The 16,211-nt window shown below is 49.1% G+C and carries 15 protein-coding genes and 1 tRNA gene; 3 read left to right on the plus strand and 13 right to left on the minus strand.

Translation table 11 applies throughout. The annotated features are described in order from the left end of the window. Positions 1–150: 150 nt before the first annotated feature. From ACR0QV_RS01300 to ACR0QV_RS01325, 6 genes are all read right to left on the minus strand, one after another. Entirely contained in the window at positions 151–2,739 is a 2,589-nt protein-coding gene (locus ACR0QV_RS01300) for a hypothetical protein (RefSeq protein ID WP_432634204.1), read from the minus strand. Between the two features lie 90 nt (positions 2,740–2,829). Beyond that, on the minus strand, positions 2,830–4,386 hold the full coding sequence (locus ACR0QV_RS01305; protein WP_432634205.1) for a hypothetical protein: 1,557 nt from the start codon (positions 4,384–4,386) through the stop codon (positions 2,830–2,832). An 11-nt stretch (positions 4,387–4,397) separates the two neighbouring features. Next, a complete protein-coding gene (locus tag ACR0QV_RS01310) occupies positions 4,398–4,967 on the minus strand; it encodes a cyclodeaminase/cyclohydrolase family protein (RefSeq protein WP_432634206.1) in 570 nt (189 codons plus the stop codon). Positions 4,968–4,977: 10 nt separating this feature from the next. After that, the gene (locus tag ACR0QV_RS01315; RefSeq protein ID WP_432634207.1) at positions 4,978–5,829 is read right to left on the minus strand and encodes an HAD family hydrolase; all 852 of its coding nucleotides are present in this window, start codon (positions 5,827–5,829) and stop codon (positions 4,978–4,980) included. After that, a complete protein-coding gene (locus ACR0QV_RS01320; protein ID WP_432634208.1) occupies positions 5,826–6,716 on the minus strand; it encodes a DMT family transporter in 891 nt (296 codons plus the stop codon). The genes ACR0QV_RS01315 and ACR0QV_RS01320 overlap by 4 nt, the downstream gene beginning before the upstream one ends. A 27-nt stretch (positions 6,717–6,743) precedes the next feature. Continuing rightward, positions 6,744–7,622, minus strand: a complete 879-nt coding sequence (locus ACR0QV_RS01325) for a DMT family transporter (RefSeq protein ID WP_432634209.1) — start codon at positions 7,620–7,622, stop codon at positions 6,744–6,746. 156 nt (positions 7,623–7,778) lie between these two features. Here ACR0QV_RS01325 and ACR0QV_RS01330 point away from each other — a divergent pair, with 156 nt between their 5' ends. Next, complete coding sequence (locus tag ACR0QV_RS01330) at positions 7,779–8,345, plus strand: type IV pilin protein (protein WP_432634210.1); 567 nt, start codon at positions 7,779–7,781, stop codon at positions 8,343–8,345. A 63-nt stretch (positions 8,346–8,408) separates the two neighbouring features. Here the strand turns inward: ACR0QV_RS01330 and ACR0QV_RS01335 are convergent, their stop codons facing one another. After that, the gene (locus ACR0QV_RS01335) at positions 8,409–8,960 is read right to left on the minus strand and encodes a pilin (RefSeq protein ID WP_432634211.1); all 552 of its coding nucleotides are present in this window, start codon (positions 8,958–8,960) and stop codon (positions 8,409–8,411) included. 52 nt (positions 8,961–9,012) lie between these two features. Here ACR0QV_RS01335 and secG point away from each other — a divergent pair, with 52 nt between their 5' ends. Both secG and ACR0QV_RS01345 read left to right on the plus strand, forming a co-directional pair. Next, positions 9,013–9,309 (plus strand): preprotein translocase subunit SecG, encoded by a 297-nt coding sequence (secG, locus tag ACR0QV_RS01340; protein ID WP_432634212.1) that lies wholly within the window; start codon positions 9,013–9,015, stop codon positions 9,307–9,309. Positions 9,310–9,422: 113 nt separating this feature from the next. After that, positions 9,423–9,504, plus strand: a tRNA-Leu gene (locus ACR0QV_RS01345). A 426-nt stretch (positions 9,505–9,930) separates the two neighbouring features. Here the strand turns inward: ACR0QV_RS01345 and ACR0QV_RS01350 are convergent. The 6 genes from ACR0QV_RS01350 to ACR0QV_RS01375 form a co-directional block, all read right to left on the minus strand. Further along, on the minus strand, positions 9,931–11,130 hold the full coding sequence (locus tag ACR0QV_RS01350; protein WP_432634213.1) for a phosphoglycerate kinase: 1,200 nt from the start codon (positions 11,128–11,130) through the stop codon (positions 9,931–9,933). A gap of 93 nt (positions 11,131–11,223) precedes the next feature. Further along, a complete protein-coding gene (locus ACR0QV_RS01355) occupies positions 11,224–11,949 on the minus strand; it encodes a Bax inhibitor-1/YccA family protein (RefSeq protein ID WP_432634214.1) in 726 nt (241 codons plus the stop codon). 104 nt (positions 11,950–12,053) lie between these two features. Further along, positions 12,054–12,929 (minus strand): hypothetical protein, encoded by an 876-nt coding sequence (locus ACR0QV_RS01360; protein WP_432634215.1) that lies wholly within the window; start codon positions 12,927–12,929, stop codon positions 12,054–12,056. Positions 12,930–13,061: 132 nt separating this feature from the next. Next, complete coding sequence (locus ACR0QV_RS01365; protein WP_432634216.1) at positions 13,062–13,985, minus strand: hypothetical protein; 924 nt, start codon at positions 13,983–13,985, stop codon at positions 13,062–13,064. A gap of 190 nt (positions 13,986–14,175) precedes the next feature. After that, positions 14,176–15,810 carry a chaperonin GroEL gene (gene groL, locus ACR0QV_RS01370; protein ID WP_428061460.1) on the minus strand — a complete coding sequence of 545 codons (1,635 nt, stop codon included), beginning with the start codon at positions 15,808–15,810 and terminating at the stop codon, positions 14,176–14,178. Between the two features lie 18 nt (positions 15,811–15,828). Continuing rightward, the gene (locus ACR0QV_RS01375) at positions 15,829–16,122 is read right to left on the minus strand and encodes a co-chaperone GroES (protein WP_428061458.1); all 294 of its coding nucleotides are present in this window, start codon (positions 16,120–16,122) and stop codon (positions 15,829–15,831) included. Positions 16,123–16,211: the final 89 nt, after the last annotated feature.

A 16,211-nucleotide genomic window follows, 5' to 3' on the forward strand; every position in this document is an offset into this window, starting at 1 on the left:
GTGGTAGTCCTTTTGATTGTTTTAGCCCCGGGGATTTTCCTTGGGGCTTTTTGATGGAGAAAATCCCCCCTTTTAATCTGCCGAAAACCATAAAAAGTACATAAAAAAATACCCCCGCCTTAGCAGGGGTACTTTTTATTTTCAAAAGGCTTATTGGCCTTGGTACGGCTGGGCCGCTTGTTGGGCGGGCATCGCACCTTGGTTGGCGGAATCTAACAGGTTTTTAGCGTCGGAAATGGTCGGGTCCAACACTTTGCTTACCGCGTTGTAGTTAAAACGGTAAGAAATTTTGAAACTCTGCGGATTCTCCGGCGGAACCTTTACCAAAATGGAATAATTGTCCGGGTCCACGGCGGTGGAAATATCCCAGGTAATTAAATTTTTGGCGGCCGGGTGCTTGGCTTCAATAAACTGCTGTAACGTGTAACCGTTCATAAGCGGATAGTTCTTCACGTCGCTTAACACCGTATCAAGCGGATTGGCGGCGGGTTGCGCCACATTAACTGGGGCGGCCTGCTGGGGCTGGTTCCCCAACATTTCGTCCATTTCGGCGCTCTGCGTTACCGTTTGGGCAGGCTGCTTATCTGCCAGCAGGTTAAACTGCGCCGGGATTAAGTTCATAAACGCCAGCATTACATAGATAAGCGCGGCCAATACTACGGCAACCACTGCGCCCACAATGGCCTTTGTCATACTGCCGGAAGGTTTTATATCGGCACTCTTTACATCGTGCTGGGTGTTGATGTCGTCGTCCAAACCTTCAAAATGCAAGCGTTCCGTTTGGGCCGGTTCCGGTACCATAGGCACCGTTTTGATGTCCAGTTTCGCACCGCGTTTGGTTTTAATGGTGTTTTCCAAAATCACTTGGGAAACCGTAACGTCTTTTGGCGCGTCTGCGGCAGGTTCGGCCTCTTTTTCGGTTTGTTTGAGCGGGGCTACCATTTCCTGCAATTCGGTTTTGCCCTCGTTCGGTTCAACGCTTTGCTGTTTGGCGTTTAAGTTCGTCAGTTCCTTGGGCAGTTCGTTAGAAGCCTGAGCCGGAGGAACAAAGTCCGAAATTAAATAGGTGGAACCCTCTTTGAGTTCAATTTCGGTCAAATCGTTGGGGTTGCCCACCGGGAGCGGCTTATCCGCCGTCTGGTCGCTAAATTGCGGGACCTCTTGCGCGGTTTCAGGGGCCGGGGTTTCTTGCGCCGCGGGCGTTTCGGCTTGGGCTTGGTTGCCAATGCCAAACATTTGTTCCACGGATTCTTCCGGCTGGTTGTCGCGCTCGGTGAACGCTTCGTTCAAATCCTCGTCGGTAATCAGCACGCCCTCGGGTTTTTCGGCCTTGGCGCCGGGGACGAGTTCTTGCATTGTTTCTTCCTTCTCGTCGGTTTCGGTGGCCTGTGCGGCAGGCTTTGCGCCTGCTTCATCCAAGGACGGCAAATCGCCGTTAAAGGCCGGAGCCGCGGCAGGGGCCGGTTGTTCCTTCGGTTGCTGGGCCGACGCGTCCGCGGGCATATCCGCAGGCAACTGGTTGGCCGGGAGCACGGGCTCTTCCTTGGCGGGTTCTTCTTTATCCGCCGCAATGGAGAGCGCAGGCGCTTCGTTGGTAAAATCTAAGGTTTTATTTTCGGGCAAAGGCTCGGCGGCGGCTTGTTCTACCGTTTCAAAGCCTTGCGCGGGCTGTTCTTCCTTTTGTTTGAGCCCTTCGGCGGCGGCCAAACCGGCTACTGCGCCAACTGCGGCCGCGGCGGCCATTTTAAAGGTGGCTTCCTTCTTTTCTTCTTCTTTTTCTTTAATTACTTGGTCTAAAACATCTTCTTTGGGGGCGGCGCCGATTTCGGACAGGAACGCCTCCTTGGCGGCTTCGTCGGCTTTGGGGGCCGCTTCCACGGTTTCGGCGGTAAGACCGGAAACTTCTTTTGCTTTTTCCTCTTGGGCTTTTTTGTTTGCGTCGGCCTGGGCGGCTAACACTTTGGCCTGTTGGGGCGTAAGCAAATCTTGGAAGGTGCTTTCTTTTTCTTCCTGGGTCTGAATCGGTTTTTGGCCGTATAAGGAATCAAGCGCGGAGCGGAGCACCACGGCTTCTTCGGCCTTGGAGCCCAAGGTTACTTCGGTCGGCGTGTCGTGTTTGTTGTCGCCCAAGTCCACGGGGCCCAACATATCAAGCGGTTTTTCCTCTTTATTGGCCGCGGCGACAATATCTTCCGCCTGGGAAACCAAATTTTCCGTGTTTTCAATGGTGTCCGATTCCAACGGTTCTTCTTCAAGCGGTTTGCGCGTAAGGGTGATGGTGTTGGCGCGACCGTCGTCTTGCGGCGGAATATAGGCCGGGTGGTCGCTGGTTTCCATATTATGGGCGTTTTGCGTGGCGATAGCCTCGTCCAACTTGGATTGCATATTGTCCAGTTTGGACTGCAAGCCCGTAATTTGGCTGGTTAATTGTTCCAACTTTTCTAACAAAAGCGAGAGTTTACCGTCGGCAGGCGTGGCCGAAGCCGTAGCCGCCGCATTATCCGTGGCGTCCGCAACAGGGGCAGCCGTTTGCGTTTGTGCAGGTTCGGCGGCCGGTTGTTGCTCGGGGACGGCGTCAAATTCAAACACGCTGGATGCCTTTACCCACTCTTGGTTTCCGCCGGAAGCGGAATTTTCCGAGCAAATCAGCGTATCCGGGGTAAAGCCGTTAAGCGTTACCAGTTTGTTCTCTTCGTAAGGACCTTCTACTTTATCATTGATATAGACCCAATATCTCATTGTGTATTCACCCTATATAAAATAAATATAACACGGTACGATAAAAATATAGCAAATTATCGCGTAATTTAACAGTATTTTTTTACCTTTTTATTTTGAAGCGGCCCGGGCCTGTTTGTAACTTTCCAACAGTTCCTCTAATTCTGCCCGGCTGGTTTTGCGCTGTTGGATGTTGCTTAACATATCGGTTAAGAGTTCCACCGACGAGCCGTTTTCCAACATTTCCAACACAAACTGCGAAATGCGGCGGTTGTAAGTGCCGTTTAGTTCCCCCACCAAGGTACGCAGGGCGAACATATGTTTTTCCCGGTCAGACTTCCAAAACGTAAACGGCGCGAGCGAGCGGTCAAAGAATTGGAGCAATTCTTCCGCGGGTTTTGTTCCCAGGTAACTCTTCATCAGTTCGGGCGCGAGGCCTTGCGTAATGGTTTTGGCCTTAATGTCGCGCAGGTACTGGGCCTGCTTGGCGGCTTCCTCTTGGCTCATCGTGCCCAAAAGCACCTTGCAGGCGAGTTCTTTATTGTCTTTTTCGTCGGAGCAATGCGGCAAGGCCTTTAACAGGTCCGCCATTTCGTGCTCCAACTGTACAAAGGTTTTTTTGCCGCCAAAGCGGTCCGCTAGGTCGTATTCGTAACCGCTGTATAAGTCCTTTTTGGACAGGTTTTGGCGCAAAATCTCTCTTTCCCGCACGAGCGAGGCTTGGCGGCAGGCGTTGTCAAAACTGTCGGCGGTGCCGTCTAATAGTACGCGCACGGCAAGGCCGAGGTTTTCTTCGGGGCCGGAAACGTGCGGCAACTTTTTAAGCACGGCCTCAAAGGTGGCCGCAATATCGCGCGGGGATTTTACCTTTAAATAGCGGCAGGCGATAATCAGCAAATCCTCTTCCAATAACTGCCCGTTTAACAGTTTAGATAACGTGGCGACGTCCTGCGCGTCCTTGGGTGTAATTTTGCAGAGCATTGCGTGCGCGGCTAAGGAAGCGCAGAGGTGTTCGTCCGGATTGAGCGATAAGAGTTCTTTGTGCAGACGGTCAAATTCCGGCTTAAACAAAATGCTGGCGGGCTGAGTGTATAAGAGTTGCAACTCGGCGGTTAATTTAACGGTTAAATGGTATTTGTCCGCTATTTTAAAAATATCTTTTCTGTTTTGGCGGATGGTTTTGGGCGAGTTTTGCAAAATCGTGTTGGCCTGCTCCAACAGTTTATTTACGGCGTGCTGGGCCTTTTCTTCATCCTTTAAGTCGGAGTCTTGCACGTCCTTTAAAGCCGCGGCAAATTCCTCGTCAAAATATTTGCGCGAGGAAAAAGAGGAATATACCTCTAACAGTTTGGCCGTATCCTTGGCGGGTGTTTCCAGCGCGGCGCAAAGTTCGGTCATAGAGGTAGCGTTGTTGTAAATGCGCAGTTGGCGCAAGGCCGCCGGGATAGTGATTTCGTCCAACAAAATTTTGGCAATAATCGTGTCCGTCATCGGCGAGTCGGAACTTAACTGGGCGGCGATGTCGGCAATGTCCTGCTGCAAGCGCGGCAGAGATTTTTTGTTTTCCAGCGTATAGACGAGTTTTGCGGCGTAGTCGTCGTCAATGCCGGGGAGCATATTATAAATGGTGCCCAGCATACCGCTTCTTTTGTTGGCTTTTTCGCTCATAACGTATCCTTTCAGCAGGCTTTTAAAAAGGTGGAAATCTGCTTATTTAATTCGTTTACCCGGTCTTCGTTTTTGATAAACGCCAGGTTGGCGCGTATGCTTTCCACCGAGCATTTAATGCAGGCTTGCAACAGGTGGCGCGCGCAGGCAACGTCCGACATAATAATTTCGGCGATATCGCCCTTAATGGCTTCCACTTCCTTTAAACAATGTAGCGCCGCGCTGGCCGCATCGGCCGGCACGCGGGCCGCAAACAAGAGCGCATCTTGCACGGCTTGCTCTCTTTCCGGGGCCTCTTTGGGCAATTTTTTGGCGGTTAAATAAGCTGCGTAAGCGTCGCCGTCTTTTTGAATATAGGATTTGAGTTCCGTTTTAAAGGCGGCCAAACGCTTTAAACTTTGGGTCAGTTTGGGGCGGATATCCTCGGGCGTGGCCTTGCGTTTAAGCGTAGTGCCTACGGCCATCATCGCCAGCGCACAGCCCATTGCCCCCGCCATAGCGGCGGCAGCCCCCCCGCCCGGTGTCGGGTCCGAGGAGGCTAACGCTTCTGCAAATCTATCCGCGGCGGTGTACCATTCCATACTGTCCGCCTTACATAATGGTTCCGGATTCAAGGTCGGAATATTTTTTAATGCGCAGCATTTTGAGGCGGTCCTCGTCAATGCCGGTGCGGCTGAAAAAAACGTGCTCAATCGCGCTTGCGGGCATAATGTAACTGCCGCGTTTTACGCCCTTGGGGTCCGTTTTTAAACCGAGCCACACGCAGAAGGTGGTAATATCGTTGAAATCCTTGGTTTCCAGTTCGGCGGCGGCGCGCTGGATTTTTTGCGCATCGCCAAAGCCGTTAGTCAGTACCGCGCTGTGGAAGCCGCAGTTCTTGGCGGCGCAAATATCGCGGTGGGTGTCGCCGATGACATAGACTTGGTCGGGCTCCAATTTAGTTTTAAATTTCTTTTCTGCGCGTTTTACGGCCGCTTGGAGCATTTCCTCGCGGGTGTGTCCGTCTTCGCCGTAACCGCCGACGGTAAAGTAAGAGCCCAGTTTGCTGGGTTCCAATTTAATTTTGGCGCCCTCTTCCAAGTTGCCGGTTCCTAAACCCAAGATAACGTCTTTATCCTTGGATAGCATTTTTAAGAATTTTTCCACGCCGGGCACCAAATCGTACTTTTTGCAGCGGACGACGGCGTGCACTTCGGTAGGCAAAATTTCCAAATATTTGGCTTTCATTTTCTTCATTTCGGCGGCGGTGGGTTTTTTGCCTTTTTTGATAAGGGAATAGACAATGGAGAAATTATCTAAATCCGTCCGGCCCGAAATTAAACTGTGGTCAAACTCCGGCTCCACGCCGTAGAGTTCCTTAATGGCTTTGCGCAAAGACGTGCGTCCCGCGCCGCCCGCGTTTACGAGCGTGCCGTCCAAGTCAAATAAAACGAGTTTTTTCATTTCTTTTCTCCTTTGATAATGCCGGTAACGATATACGCGCCCGCCATAGCAAGCGCCATACCCAGCACTTTGTGAATCGTAACTGTGTCCTGTTTAAGCAGAACGGACAAAACAAACGTCAACACCGGGTAAGACAAAATAATAGCCGTTGCCTTGCCCAAGTGCATATTACGGATAGCCGTGTACCAAAACGTGTTGCCGATAAAATAATTGCACACCGCGCTAAAAGCCAAGGTCCCCCACAAAATACCCGAGGACGTAACAAACAACTGCGGGCCTTGAATAGCCCACAGCGCACCCGTCAAAACAGCCAGTACCGGGATAGCAAAAATAGCGCGCGCCGCCGCAATTAATGCAGGCGGCATATCGGCGGGCAGTTTTTTAGCAAAAATGTGGCTTAATTGGAACATCCACAGACTGCCCAAAATCATCAAATCGCCCTTTAACTGTACAGACATCCCCGTCTGCCACAGCAAAACGCCTACACCCAAAATAATGAGAGCCGAGCCGAAGAGTTGTTTCCCAGTCGGTTTTTCCCCCAGTAAAAAATAAGCCATAATGAGGGAATAGACCATTTCAAACTGGTTCAAAACGGCGGCGTTTGTCGGCGTGGTGTAATTAAGGGCCAACATAAAAATTGTCATCGGCAAGGCGGTGCCAAAGGTGGCCATCAGCAAGCATTGCAGCCAGACGCCCTTTTTAAATAGCACCTTATGTCCGCCCGTTTTAAGCAGGTACGGCGTAAAAAGCACCGTGGCAACCACACAACTGACAAGCATATACAGCGCGGAAGCCGCATAGGGCGTGGCAAATTTAGTTACCACGACGTTGGACGCTACAAAAAACCAAGCCAGCCAAATGGCGGCTACCGGGGATACCTTAAACATATATTATATTTTACCTAATTTGTAGGGTTAATGGCCCTCTTTTTTAACAGTAACGCTGACCCAATACGCCCCCGCGCACGTTACGGCAAGGCCGATTACTTGGTGTAAGGTAATGCTTTCAAACCCGACCAAGGCGGAAATCAGGAGCGCGAGAACCGGGTAAGAAAGGTAAATGGCGGTTACCTTGCTTAAATCCAGCGCGCGGATAGCCTTGTACCACACCACCATTGCAAGACCGTATTTCAAAATACCCGTATAGGCCAAAACAGAGAACATTTGCACATTGGGCTTTAAAACAAAGGTTTCCTTCATTGCCCACATTACGGCTAAAATCACCACGAGTGCAGGCAGGGCAAACAAGTTGCGCGCCATACCGATTACGCGGTGGTCCAAGTTTTTGGGGAGTTTTTTGGCTAAGGTGGAGCCCGCCTGCAACATCCAGGTACTGCCGACGATGAGCAAATCGCCCGTCCAGCGCGGGGTGTATTGCTCTTTGACAAGGATGATGAGCACGCCCAGCACGATTAGCGCGCTTCCGGCCAGTTGCTGGCGGCTTGGAAATTCGCGCAGGAAAATACACGCAAATAACAGGGAATAAAAAAGTTCGCTCTGCTGTAAAATGGCCGCGTTGCCCGGCGTGGTGTAGTGGAGCGCGATAAGCGAAATAGTAAACGGCAAAGCGGTGCCAAAGGTGCCGATAAAGAGGAACTTCCATAGGGTTTCCTTGGCTAAGAGTTCCCCCCACTTGTGGTTTTTGGTAATCCACGGCGTAAAATACAGTACGCCGATAAGCGTGCCCAAAAACACGAGTAAGGCGGGGCTAATCACGCCAACGGCATATTTGCCCGCTACGGGCGACAGGCCCACAATGGCCCAGCAGACCCAGGCGGCTAGTAAAGGTTTCATTTTTGTAAAACTCCGACGGTAATTAAGATGCTATATTATACCATTTTGACGGGCGGAGTATGGCTTTGTTGGCTGCCGTTTTTTAAAGGGGGTTGTATCGTTTTTTTTTTGATAAATTTTAAGATGTAGTAAAATTTATCAAAAATGAGGTGTCGTGTGAAAAACTTGTTTACGGGCCGATTAGACGGCTTTACGCTCATTGAGTTATTGGTGGTGGTTCTGATTATTGGCATATTGGCGGCGGTGGCTGTGCCGCAATACGAAAAGGCCGTTTGGAAGAGTAGGGCGGCCGAACTACGGACGAATACGCGCACGTTGGCTACGGCGCAGGAAGCCTTTTATTTGGCGAATAATGATTATCCGCATCGGTTTGACGAATTGGATTTGGATATTAACTTACCCAATCACGGGAGAAATTCCTTATGCGGTTTAACCACGCAGGACAGCCGCGGAAGTGATAATTATGAACTGATTGTAAATAATAACTGGGGCGCTAAGCATTTTTTGTCCTCTTCTATGTTTTTAAAGGGCCCTTACAAATGCGGCGGGTTTACGTATGTTCACCCGAATACGGTAGCCACCGGGATAAGTGAGGACAAAATGTATTGCTGGGAGTGGACAGGCACGAGTTATACAGGCAAGCCCGGTGATTTTTGCGAGCGCGTAATGCAGGGGCGTTATGTGGCAACAAATTGGGGTTACCGTATGTACGAATTGCCGTAAGAATATGTAAAAACCCCCGGGCTATAAAAAATACCCCGGGGGTTTTCTAAAACATATTAGGCATTAGCGGCAATAGACCCAGCCGTCTGCGCTTTCGCAATCACTCCACATACTTCTAACTAACTTATATCCCTTAGGATGGCTGGAATTTGCGCGAACCCTAAAATCCCCGTTTGCTCTTGCCAGTAGTTGAATCATATATTCCCCCGCATAGGGATAAGTGCCTACTGCATACCAAGCATCACCTTCGCGCTTGAAATAAAAGAAATCATCCAACATTGTATCATTGCCACCAGTGGTAATGATATTACCGTTTTTATCTTTTATTTCAATACCCATTTCGTCCAAGGTACACAAGGAGTTTCCCGTAGCCAGTTTGCACACGGCCACATTATCGGCAATGTTGCGCACCACAGGAATCCATTTCATCAGGCGTGCTTTCATTACCGCCTTTTGGTATTGAGGCAACGCTACCGAAGCCAAAATACCGATAATTAATACGACGACCAACAACTCAATTAATGTAAACCCTTTTTCATAAGGTCCTCCTCTAATCCTGCTATGAATATTGTAATAGAAATATCCCTTTTTGACAAGGGCAAGAAGTTCTGCCAAAAGTAAAAAAAATTTGTATAATAAGAGTGTTATTTTTATAGGAGATTTGCAAATGTACACCTTAACCTTGGTTTTGCACTTTATTGTTTGTATTTTGTTGATTTTGCTCGTGCTTTTACAGAGCGGCAAAGGCTCTGCCGCCGGAATTTTCGGTGCGTCGGGCGCGGATAACTTGTTTGCCAGCCCTACCGCCTTTAATGCTATTAACAAATTTACCGCTATTTTGGCACTTATTTTGATGTGCACCTCTGTCGTGCTGACGATTGCTTCCAACAAAAAATCGTCCGTCTCGGTGTTGGACTCGGTAAAAGTTCCGGCCGCTACGGCCCCGGCTGTACCCAGCAAATAATTAAGTTTCCGCCTAAAAAAGCGGTGATTTAGTTGCGCGGCGCATTGTTTTTTAGTAAAATATATATGTAGTCGCAAAGATGTTCTTTAAAACCCTCAGTAGTTAAGATTTTCGCGCAGGTGGCGGAATTGGTATACGCGTGCGTTTGAGGGGCGCATGCCGCAAGGCTTGAGGGTTCGAGTCCCTCTCTGCGCATATTTAAATAAAAAACCCAGACTTAATGTCTGGGTTTTTTATTTAAATATTGAGCAAGAGAGCGCACCAACTGCCCCTGCGGGGCCGCCAAAAGCGTAGGGACGAGAAAGCCAGAGCCTTATACGAGTTTGAGACTGAAAGCCGAAAGGCGAGCAGGACGGGCGGGGCCGCGAGCGCCGAGGGTCAACGAGGCGACTTGTGGCTGAGGCCCTTATATTTTTGCTGAAAAACGGGCGAACGTCCGGTTTTTTTAAGTTATATCAATAAACCGGGCCTAAACAGCAGGCCCGGTTTGCGTCAGATTCTTATCTGTTGGTAAAAAGTCTTACCCGGCTTATTTCGCTAACGCGACCAAGCCCGGCAATTCCTTCTGGACTAAATAACAAAATCCCCCGCAGAGCGGAGGATTTTGTTTGTGTCAGCAGGCTATTTAGCCAAAGCAACAAGTCCAGGAAGTTCCTTCCCTTCCACAAATTCCATACTGGCACCACCGCCGGTAGAAACGTGGGAAAGTTCCTTTTGGTTGAATTTGCCTTTTTTGAGCACGTTGACGCTGTCGCCGCCGCCGATAATGGTGGTCGCGCCGGCTTTGGTGGCATCAATCATCGCTTGGGCAATGGCAAAACTGCCTTTGGCAAAGTTCGGGAACTCAAATACGCCCATCGGGCCGTTCCAGAAAATCGTTTTGCATTTGAGCAGTTCTTCGCGGAACGCGGCAACCGTTTTAGGACCAATATCCAAGCCCATTAAATCTGCCGGGATGTTGATGTCTTCCACGGCCACGGGTTCGGTGGTTTCGGCAAATTCTTTACCGCAAACGTGGTCCACGGGCAACAAGATTTTAACGCCTTTTTCCTGGGCTTTGGCCAAAACGGCTTTGGCTTCGTTTTCTTTTTCGGCATCAAACAAGGACTTGCCGATTTCGTGGCCCTGTACTTTGAGGAACGTATAAGCCATACCGCCGCCGATGACGAGGACGTTTACCTTGTCCATCAAATTGTTGAGCAACATAATTTTGTCGGACACTTTGGCGCCGCCGACCACAGCCGCAAACGGGCGGGCCGGGTTTTCAAGGGCTTTACCCAAAAATTCCACTTCCTTTTGCACGAGGAAACCCGCGCAGCCGGGCAAAAAGTCCGCAATGGCGCTGGTGGAAGCGTGGGCGCGGTGAACCGTACCAAAGGCTTCCTGCACAAAGATTTCGCCGTGTTTAGCCAACTGTTTGGCAAATTCGGCATCGTTCTTTTCTTCTTCGGGGTGGTAGCGGAGGTTTTCCAAGAGGGCAATTTCGCCGTTTTTGGTTTCGGCTACTACTTTATCGGCCTCAGCGCCTACGCAATCTTTGGCGAAATGCACCGGTACGCCGAACAATTTTTCCACTTCGGCGGCCACGGGAGCCAAACTAAATTCCGGCACTACTTTGCCTTTCGGGCGGCCCAAGTGGGCGATTAACACGATGCGGCAGTTGTTTTCAAGCAGGTATTTAATGGTTTTTTCGGTAGCGACGATACGTTTGTTGTTATCTACTTTACCGTCTTTCAAAGGTACGTTGTAATCTACGCGCACCAATACTTTTTTGTTTTTCAGGTCCATATCCTGAATTTTTTTGATGCTATCAAAATTCATAGTTTCTTTTGGCTCCTTTTATAATTCCCCCCGCCCTGAAAGCGGGGTTTCTTTACTCTTTAATTTTACAAAATTTGGACGTCTCCGGCACGATTAGCGTTTCTGCGATTTGGCTAACAGTTGCAAAATTTCAATATACAGCCAAATAAGCGTAACCATTAAACTAAACGCGGCGTACCACTCCATATACTTGGGCGCGGCAAAGCGGGAGGTCATTTCGTCAATAAAGTTAAAGTCCAACAAAAAGTTTAACGCCGCCACAATGCACACCACTACGCTAATGCCGATAGACAGCGGCGAGTTGGACGTTAAATAGGCCGTGCTTAGGCCAAAGAGCGATAAAATAAACGACCCGAAATATAACACACAAATAGCAAGCGTGGCCGAGAAAATCCCAATCACGAGCCCGCGCGAAACCTTGATAATTTTCGTGCGGTAGATAAAAAGCATCGCAAAAAACACGAGGAACGTAATCGCCACCGCGTTAAACACAATGCCTTTAAATTGGGCGTTGTATTGGGCCGAAATGGCGCCTAATAAAGCCCCTTCCAACAGCGCGTAAATGGGCGCGGTAAATGCAGACACGGACGGTTTAAAGGCCGTAACCATCGCCAGTGCAAATGCGCCGATGGCGGATAGGCCCATTGCAATCCCGGATAGTTGCGGGTTCGTCCAAGTGAACATTGCCCCTACCACACATAAAAACAGCAGGCAGAAGGTTTTGTTAATGGTGCCTTGCAGCGTCATCGGCTGTACGGCACGGGCGGATTCTTGCGCGCGTTCAAACGCGGCTTCGTTAAACATAGGATTATTTGCCATAATTTTCCCCCTTTTGGTAAGATACTTTTATTTTATAAAAATTCGGTCCAAAATAGTAAAAAAACACCCGCCTTTGGGGCGGGTGTAAATCGGATGAACAGCAATTATTTGTAGATGTTTTCGTTTCTGACGTGCGTGCGGATATAATTCCACTCCGCCGGGACCAAGTTCTCTTGCATAAAGTTCAAGGACTTCTGGGTCAAAAAATGATACACACGGCCGGATTGGCGTTTGGCTTTTTTGGGGTTGGTGTTGTTAAAGCCCAACAAAAAGTCTAAATTGCTTTTGTCGGGGTTTCTGCCAAAGACCGGGTCCCCGGTGTCGCCGTCAATAAATTTCCAGCAGACTTGGAAGCATTGCGTACCCGTGCAGACATTTACAATGTCCACATCTGCGCACACACGGCCGCTAATCATATCGTCGCGGTTGAGAATCATTTCCGGGAAGGCCGTTTGCAGTTTTGTCGCATTTTTGGCTACGAACAAATCCGTAATCGGCAATTTTTCAATCGCTTTCTTCAATTTGGCGTTGGTTCCGTCAATGGCGATAAGCACCAATTTATCCTGTTGGCGGAAATCGTTCGGGCTAATGGTTACCCCGGCTACGCTGATGTCGGAAATCCAACGTTGTACATTTTGGGTGGTAACTTCCGGCGGGTCTCCTGCGCCCATATATTTAATATGCTCGCCCTTACCGCTTAAATCCATACACACGCGGGAGGCTAAAAGCGTATTGGGAGCAATGCGCACGGCGGGGCATTCCTTTACAATGGGGTCGTTGTTGGCGTGCACATCGGTAAAGCGGGCTTGCACCGTCATTTTAATTTTAATAACGCCCTTTTCGTGCGCATTGGTGGAAGAGGACGCCGCCAATTTCTTTTTAAGTGCAGTGTTAAGTCTTTGGGACGCAGTCGGCGTTTGTGCGTTCACGGCTACGGCGCAACTGCACAAGGCTAACATCAAAACTAACAATTTTTTCATAGGTTTCCTCGTATTAGAAAATATCCTTCTCTATAATCATATGATTTTTTACCTGGAATTTCCAGGGCCAAAGGGCCTAGGCCCCGTGTGGGACCAAAAAAAACACCCGCCTTACGGGGCGGGTGGTAAAAACTATTTGAAGAAAGGAACGGATGTGCCGTTAAAGAATAAACGCCCTTTTATGCGGTTCCAATCTTGTGGACGAATCTTATTTACTGTATCTTTGATGAAAAACAAATCTTCCTTGGTAAGCGAATACCAGGTAGCCGATGTTTTCCCGTCATAGGTGTGGGTGAAATCATCAACCGTCATTTGCAACGCATAAGATATTTCGCCTTTATTATAGGCCGCTAAAAATTCGTTTCCTTGTTTGGAAAACAAGAACAAGGGGTCCGTGGCCGTGCCTGATAAATCCGTAAATTTTTCTTTAAGTTTAAAGGTATTTCCTTTAATGGAATTGGACTTAAAGTCTCTTTCCCGCAAGGAGTCTATTCCCAGCCGGGCGGTGTGAATCTTAACCGTATGGTTAGCGCTTAATTCAAACAATTTGGAAGGTGAAGTGGTACCTAAGACATTTACATACGGCCCGGTAAAACTGGCGTTATTGCTCCAAATAAGCATAATCCGTTCGTTGAGGGTGTAGTGTTTTGCGTTAAGGGCAATCTTGCCAGCAGAGGCTTTTAGAATTTTACGGTCGTGGCGTTCCATATAGACGTGGTCCCCAGGGGTGCGGATATCTTCGGTAGAATAGTCCATACAAGTTCCGGCTAAAAGCAACCAATGGGAATCCAAGGCATAGGCTTTGCAGGCGATATCCGCCTTAAAGGGTCCGTTTTCTTGTTCCATATTATGGTCATAAAAGTTTTCGCTAATATTAAAATCTACACGGAGATTTTCGTCGCTGGCCCCTTTATTGGCTTCTCTATGGACAGGGCGGGCTTTTTTATCTTGCTGAATAAGTTTGGTAGCAATGGTGCTTTCAGCAAAAATTGGTTGGATATTGGCTGTGGCGGTTAATACGCCGAGTGTTAAGGCAACGGCTAAAAGTTTCTTCATACATCCTCCTGTTTTGTTTTCTCTATATATTTTATACAACTATTTAACTTTTTTCTAGTTCCCAAAAGGCCTACTCCCACCGGGGCCAAAGGACCTATAAAAGTGCTACGCTGAACGATAAGTTTGCTTTTCCCACCACAAAAAACCGGGACACTTTTACAGTGCCCCGGTTTTTGTACAGGCTGTTAAATTACATCATACCGCCCATTCCGCCCATACCGGGCATTGCGGGGGCGTGAGCGCCTTCTTTTTCGGGGGCGTCGGCTACCAAGGCTTCGGTAAGGAGTACCGTGCCGGTGATAGAGGCCGCATTTTCAAGCGCGGTGCGGACCACTTTGGCCGGGTCCACTACGCCTGCCTTCAAGAGGTCGCAGTAAGTGTTGTTTTCGGCATCGTAGCCGTCGGCGGCGCCTTTCATACTAAGCACCTTATCCACCACTACCGCACCGTCTAAGCCCGCGTTGGCGGCGATTTGTTTCAAGGGGGCCGTCAAGGCTTTCTTAACGATGTTGATACCCGTGCGGATATCGTCGTTGTCGGCTTTCAAGGCTTCCAAGGCCTTTTGGCTGCGGGCTAACGCCACACCACCGCCGGGCACGAGGCCTTCTTCCACACCGGCTTTGGTAGCGTTTTTGGCGTCTTCCACTTTGGCTTTTTTGGCTTTCAGTTCGGTTTCCGTAGCAGCACCTACGCTGATAACGGCCACACCGCCGGAAAGTTTAGCCAAGCGTTCTTGGAGTTTTTCTTTATCGTATTCGCTCTTGGAGTTTTCAATCTGTTTGCGGATTTGTTCGGCGCGGGCCGCGATGGCTTCCTTGCTGCCTTTACCGCTGACGATAGTGGTATTTTCTTTATCTACCACTACGCGGGCGCATTGGCCGAGCATAGCAAGTTCGGCTTTGTCCAACTTGATGCCGCGTTCTTCGCTAAGCACTTCGCCGCCCGTCAAAATGGCGATATCTTCCAACATTTCTTTGCGTCTGTCGCCAAAGCCCGGGGCCTTTACCGCACAGCCCTTCAAGGTACCGCGGAGTTTGTTCACTACCAAGGTAGCCAAGGCTTCGCCGTCCACGTCTTCGGCAATGATGAGGAACTGTTTGCCGCTTTGTACGATTTTTTCCAAAACCGGCAAGAGGTCGTTCATAGAGGAAATCTTCTTATCCGTAATGATGATGTACGGGTTTTCCAACACGCACTCCATACGTTCGGAATCGGTTACAAAGTAAGGAGAAATGTAACCGCGGTCAAACTGCATACCTTCCACAATATCAAGTTGGGTGGTAGCGGTTTTGCCTTCTTCTACGGTGATGACGCCTTCCGCGCCGACCTTTTCAATCGCTTCGGCAATCATATTACCGATTTCGCGGTCGTTGGAAGAAATAGTAGCAATTTGGGCTTTTTCTTCTTTGGTCTTTACGGGTTTGTGCATTTTGGCCAGTTCAGCCTTGGTGGCTTCTACGGCCATTTCAATACCCTTTTTGACGAGGGTCGGGTTGGCACCGGCGGTAATGTTTTTAATCCCTTCGGTCAGCATTGCGTTGGCGAGCACCGTGGCGGTGGTGGTACCGTCGCCGGCGACGTCGTTGGTTTTGGAGGCGACTTCGCGGATTAACTGCGCGCCCATATTTTCAAACTTGTCTTCCAGTTCAATATCTTTGGCGATGGTTACGCCGTCATCAATAATAAGAGGAGAGCCAAATTTCTTTTCCAACACTACGCTTCTGCCCTTGGGCCCGAGCGTAACTTTTACAGCGTTTGCAACTTTTTCAATACCCGATTTCATTTTGGCGCGGGCATCGTCGCCGTACATAATTTGTTTAGCCATACTGATTATTTCCCCCTATTACCCTAAAATACCTAAGATTTCGTCTTGGTGGATGATTAAATACGTTTCGTCGTCCAGTTTTACTTCGGTTCCGGAGTATTTGCCGTACAACACGCGGTCGCCTTTTTTAACGTCCATCGGCGCGCGTTCGCCTTTTTCGTTCAATTTGCCGGCACCGACGGCCAACACTTCGCCTTCCATCGGTTTTTCTTTGGCGGTGTCAGGAATGATGATTCCCCCTTTCATCGTTTCTCTTTCAATGGGCTTTACGATTACACGGTCGCCCAACGGTTTAATTTTTACTTCTGCCATTTTCACTCACTCCTTATGAAGATATTGTAAATATAACGCCTGTGAGGTTGTTAGCACTCACTTTGGCTTAATGCTAATTTAGCATTTCT

This window comes from Candidatus Avelusimicrobium sp. (assembly GCF_050873505.1).
Classification (GTDB): Bacteria; Elusimicrobiota; Elusimicrobia; order Elusimicrobiales; family Elusimicrobiaceae; genus Avelusimicrobium.